The organism is Priestia sp. AB (assembly GCF_028369225.1).
GTDB lineage: Bacteria > Bacillota > Bacilli > Bacillales > Bacillaceae_H > Priestia > Priestia megaterium.
The window spans coordinates 1-4,801 of record NZ_JAQMYN010000041.1; the positions used below are offsets into that span (position 1 = coordinate 1).

Genomic DNA, 4,801 nt, shown 5'->3' on the forward strand with positions numbered 1-4,801 from the left:
TTCTTACGATAGTCACCAGAAATGTCCTTTGTGTAAAAGTCAGATGGAGGCTAAAAAACGCCTTATTGATAAAATCCCCCGTAATCCCCATAGAAGATAATATAAACCTATGCTTTTAGAAAGATTAAACACTCCCTATACATAAAAAGTCTTTGTTCATATTTGCTTTCTATTTCTATTGTATGTTATAACTAATTAACCTTGTATCGATCGTCTTGACTAAACCCCAGGCTTTTTTAAAGCCTGGGGTTTCTATTTAACTAATAGTAGATAACTCACGGTGTTCTAATTATAAAACCATAAAAAAAGACTCCTTCATAGGAGTCTTTTTTATCACTTTTGATTATGCTTTGTGAACGTTAGCAGCTTGTGCTCCACGTTGACCTTGCTCGATATCAAAAGTAACTTTTTGACCTTCTTCTAATGATTTGAAACCTTCACCTTGAATAGCACTGAAATGAACGAATACATCGTCTCCGCCTTCGATTTCAATGAAACCGAAACCTTTGTCTGCATTAAACCATTTTACTGTACCTTGTGTCATAATGTTGCCTCCTGCTGTGGAATACTCCACAAATGTATTACCACTCTTGCTCAATCATACTATTTCAAGATAAAAACTTTTGTTTAGGGTTTTTTCTTCTCTCAATCTTATACCGAACAAAAATAAGTTAACTAGAGTGTAACACATAGACGTATTGATAGCAAATAACGGAAATAGAACCCTAATACAAAATGTATGTACTATTGTAGCTACCTTATCCTTCTGAATTTGACTATTAAAAGAGTAAGAATTCCACCCTTCATTTTATGATAGCAAATAATTGCTTTATTCCATTTAATCGTTATAATCATACTTGTCTACGGACTAAACTAAACAGTAAGAAAGAAGTGCCATTATGAGAAAGTTAAAACCATCTTTTCAAACCCTAGTCAATGAAAATAGACATAACATACTAGAAGATAAAAAGGCCATGGAAAAGATTGAAGAAAAAATTGAAGCTCGCCAGGAGCAGTCTCTAAAGGTGAAAACTAAATAAAAGTAGAATAAAAACATCCTATCTAAACGGATGTTTTTTTTGTACTGCTGTTGCATTTCTAAGTGAATGTTTTTTACAGGTTTTTCTATCTGCTATGTCGAACCTAATAAGTCACGGGAAAGGAGCTGTTAATATGAATTCAAAAGAACAAAAGAAGTTAGCAATTATTAGGGAACTAATGGCGCATGCTAAAGACCGAATTGATTTATCCCCTGAGTTAGAACAAGCCTTAGAAAATTTAGAACTACAACGAAGAATGAAGCAAGTAGAGTTAGAAAGTAAGTTCCTAAACATGAACGATGAAACAATTTAATTCACAGTATCCGTCCAGAAGCATTTTTTCACCATTCACCATTTTCGTACTAGAACTTTCCTTATGAAAAATGCTTCCCCCTAAGAAAACAAATAAAAGAGCTGATTTATTCGCTTTTTATCTAGGTCAGCCCCGATTACTTATGTGTTTTTATAGCCATCTCTCCCCTAATTCCAGTTTAATTTAAATCAACTTATCCATTCATAACGATAGATAAAAGTAACTGATACTATTCGTTATTCAAATTACTACAAATTTTTCATTTTAAAAGTAGCACAATTAATATAATTGAATTTTCTGAAAAAGGCGAGGGGTGGGAGTTTTATGTATTGGGGGGACTATATCTATCAAATTTTAGCTATTAGTGGGGGCATCACAATAGGTGGAGTAGCAAGTTGGTTAACAGGGAAAATATCAAAGAAAGAAAAGCCCATTTAGGAATCATTGAATTTGATTGTTAGCAACATAAAGAGCTACCTCGCTTTGTAGGGAAGTAGCTCTTTAAAGGGATTTTCTATAAAATATATCGGTGGAGAGATTATAGCATATTCTCCTCACAAAAACCATTTTTGATGGGATTAGCATATATATCTGCATATTAAGGAAGAAATGGCGAATTCTTTAGAATCTTTGTTCCCCAAGGGTTCATTTTTGTGTGGGGTTCCGAATAATTAATTATGTAAGCTAGAATAACATATACAGTCAAAAAAACAAAAGCTACTGGACGGGGAGGACCAGTAGTTTCTCATTCTATTGCAAGGGTTTCGAGTGGATGCCTCACGGCGTCTTGAGTAGTTTGTTCATAATGGAAAATAATATTCGTGTAACGGAAAACAAAAAATTAGTGTCTTCTTAAACTTATTATTTTAGCAGCAGTGGTTAAAGACTTTTCTGATCCCTCTAACCGTTTCTTTGTATTTGCCAAAGATGTTTGAATAGGAAAAGGTGTAATGTCTAGATCTGCGACACTCTTTCTTTCGGTACATACCAGGTGACCTATACCATCTTTCCATTGAATCGTACATTTAAAATTCCCAAATAATTTGTTACTTGTTTGTAAAACTAAATATTCTGTTACAGGTTGGGAATTGGTGCTTTGTGACAGCATTAATATGACCTTATTTCGGTCTTCTTTATGAACGATATGCCATATATTAGATGTGGGATAAAAATAGGAATGTGTTCGGTTTGAAGAATTTAGAATTGTACCTTCTTTATTGATTTGAAAGTAAGGAATAGGAATCCATTTAGCTATACCAGTGTCCATGTTATAGCCCCCTTGCATTAATTAATGAATCTTGTTTACTTACAACATATCTAAGTAATCGTTGTATGTATTTCTGACATGCAAAAAATGGAGATGAATATATAAATTTAAAAAGCAGGCTGAAGCTCCCTTTTAAATTTTTGTACTTAGAAACTATATTATGGTAACTAAAGGTGTATACCATAACTCGTCTCGACAGTGGTGCTTAGGAAGAAAAAATCTCTTCTTCCCAAGCACCTATCTAACTACGAGCGTGCGTTTATCTATTCTCTTATCTGCTCCCAGATTTGCTGCGCAATTCCTATACAGTCTTCTTTTGTTAACGTACTATTAAATGACTGATTTAATATATCTGTTATCTCAATCGCCAGACTCTCAACGTTTGATACTTTGTACACCATAGGAAGGATCCATGTAGCTTCATACTCATATTCCTCAGAAGCATGCAAAGAGAGTGGATTCCATGTGTAAATAATTGATTGTATCGTTTCTTTTACATCATTAAACATTGTACTCCATTGTTGTCCTTTCATTCCCATCACCTTCTATTAGCTTACTCATTGTTATCTTTATTATAAATAAAAGAACATATAAAAGAAAAAATAGCATCTATACAATAGGCGTTGTCCGAATTTAGAATGAATAGCTTATAGAGACTTATCCACGTCTATCAAGATGATTGCTGTAAATACAGATACTGCATTTGATGCTTCATTTTTTTCTTAATTCGGCAAAGCGCATTATCTACTGTTTTTTGAGAAAGATGTAGGTTCTGAGAGATTTGCATATACGTTTGTCCCTTCATATATAGAGCGAATACATCTTTTTCAATAGGTGACAGTATTTCTTGTAACATTTGTTCCCTCTCCCTTTTATTCTCCCTTTCTACAGCAGCTTGTTCGGGGCTTACAGCACGTGGATGAGGAAGCATCTCCATAAGAATCAAATCATCTTCCAATCGCTTTGAATTCCTAGGCATGTTTAAAGAGGCGGCATTATTTAAGGGGGAATGTTTTTGACGAGCACTTGCCTTTATAGCTGTAATGAGTTGACGTGTAATGCATAGATCAGCAAATCCTCTAAATGAACTCATCCCTTCTGCTTTAAAATCGCGAACAGCTTTATATAACCCTAGCCTTGCTTCTTGTAAGAGATCTTCTCGATCTCCTCCTAGCAGGAAGTATCTTTTTACCTTTGAACAGACTAAATAATCATATTTCTTTATGAGCCCATTGAAAACATCTTCATCACCTTTTTGAAACGCTTGAACAATCTCTTCATCATTTAGGGTCATCTTTTCTTCTCTTATTTCTACGTCTGCTACCATGTTCATCTGCACTCCTCCTCGTGTCTTATGCTTTCTATGTACTTTACATTATAAAAAAGAAAAGGTATAAAAAATGTCGAAAAAACAAAGAGTAGAAAGAATATTTAGAGAGAGAGAAGTGAGACATTACATAAAACCTTATATATATGCCCAGTACAATAAGGATGATTTTTAATCCTGTTGACTTTTAAAAAGTTAACACGCGTTTTCTCCCATGTTTTATCCGTTGCTACTGGATCAACAATTTCGATATAGCTATTGTGAAAATAAGCAAGTTTGTTGTAGTACTTATTGATAATAATCAAATCTTAATTCGTTGGTTTGCTTGCTGCTTCTATCTTCCGAGTATGAAAAAAGAAGATTCTTTCGCCTTCAAACTTTTGCTTTTTTTTACGTTCCATTTCTTGTGCTGCATTCCTTTTTCCGTAGAATGTACTCCAATATTCCATGCAAAAAATTTCGTGAATCCATTTTATAATTTCTCTTTTCTCCCTTTGTCATAATCCTTTATCTCTCTTAGTACATCCCTCCTTTTTAAGCTGACTTTTAAAAATCCTCAAGAAGAAATGTTCTTTTCTTTCGCAATTTCATCTATTTTTTTAACGGCAATCAGATCGATATTTTGTAAAAACATATCCATGACATTCGTTCCTATCCTGTAAATTGTGGTTCCCCACTACAAAAGAGAGAAGAGCATAAGAGGTTTTTGCTATCATATAGGGTGATAGGCTAGGCAAAGCCTAGCAAAACGGTGATATCAGAGAAAGTCACTAAATGTCCCCTTTGAGTCCCGTTTTTTTAGTGTACGTCCCTTTTACGTCCCCCTTTAAAACACTAATGTCCCCTTTATGTCT

Annotated in this window: 6 protein-coding genes; 2 read left to right on the forward strand and 4 right to left on the reverse strand. The window is 34.1% G+C overall.

Translation table 11 applies throughout. The features are described 5' to 3' along the window. Positions 1 to 343: 343 nt before the first annotated feature. Entirely contained in the window at positions 344 to 544 is a 201-nt protein-coding gene (locus POF52_RS30750; protein WP_013056497.1) for a cold-shock protein, read from the reverse strand. 355 nt (positions 545 to 899) lie between these two features. Here POF52_RS30750 and POF52_RS30755 point away from each other — a divergent pair, with 355 nt between their 5' ends. Next, positions 900 to 1,040: an FbpB family small basic protein gene (locus POF52_RS30755; protein ID WP_176586167.1), complete on the forward strand. Its 141-nt coding sequence runs from the start codon at positions 900 to 902 to the stop codon at positions 1,038 to 1,040. Positions 1,041 to 1,173: 133 nt separating this feature from the next. After that, positions 1,174 to 1,353 carry a hypothetical protein gene (locus tag POF52_RS30760; RefSeq protein WP_271998117.1) on the forward strand — a complete coding sequence of 60 codons (180 nt, stop codon included), beginning with the start codon at positions 1,174 to 1,176 and terminating at the stop codon, positions 1,351 to 1,353. A gap of 841 nt (positions 1,354 to 2,194) precedes the next feature. Here POF52_RS30760 and POF52_RS30765 read toward each other — a convergent pair. The 3 genes from POF52_RS30765 to sigH all read right to left on the reverse strand — a co-directional run bounded on the left by POF52_RS30765 (position 2,195) and on the right by sigH (position 3,953). Then, positions 2,195 to 2,620: a hypothetical protein gene (locus POF52_RS30765; RefSeq protein WP_271998120.1), complete on the reverse strand. Its 426-nt coding sequence runs from the start codon at positions 2,618 to 2,620 to the stop codon at positions 2,195 to 2,197. Between the two features lie 263 nt (positions 2,621 to 2,883). Further along, complete coding sequence (locus POF52_RS30770) at positions 2,884 to 3,153, reverse strand: DUF1871 family protein (RefSeq protein WP_271998122.1); 270 nt, start codon at positions 3,151 to 3,153, stop codon at positions 2,884 to 2,886. A 137-nt stretch (positions 3,154 to 3,290) separates the two neighbouring features. Beyond that, on the reverse strand, positions 3,291 to 3,953 hold the full coding sequence (gene sigH / locus POF52_RS30775) for an RNA polymerase sporulation sigma factor SigH (RefSeq protein ID WP_271998124.1): 663 nt from the start codon (positions 3,951 to 3,953) through the stop codon (positions 3,291 to 3,293). Positions 3,954 to 4,801 lie beyond the last annotated feature (848 nt).

Coding starts and splice junctions, on each gene's coding strand:
- POF52_RS30750 (WP_013056497.1), bottom strand. CDS start 544: ATGACACAAGGTACAGTAAAATGGTTTAATGCAGACAAAGGTTTCGGT.
- POF52_RS30755 (WP_176586167.1), top strand. CDS start 900: ATGAGAAAGTTAAAACCATCTTTTCAAACCCTAGTCAATGAAAATAGA.
- POF52_RS30760 (WP_271998117.1), top strand. CDS start 1,174: ATGAATTCAAAAGAACAAAAGAAGTTAGCAATTATTAGGGAACTAATG.
- POF52_RS30765 (WP_271998120.1), bottom strand. CDS start 2,620: ATGGACACTGGTATAGCTAAATGGATTCCTATTCCTTACTTTCAAATC.
- POF52_RS30770 (WP_271998122.1), bottom strand. CDS start 3,153: ATGAAAGGACAACAATGGAGTACAATGTTTAATGATGTAAAAGAAACG.
- sigH (WP_271998124.1), bottom strand. CDS start 3,953: ATGAACATGGTAGCAGACGTAGAAATAAGAGAAGAAAAGATGACCCTA.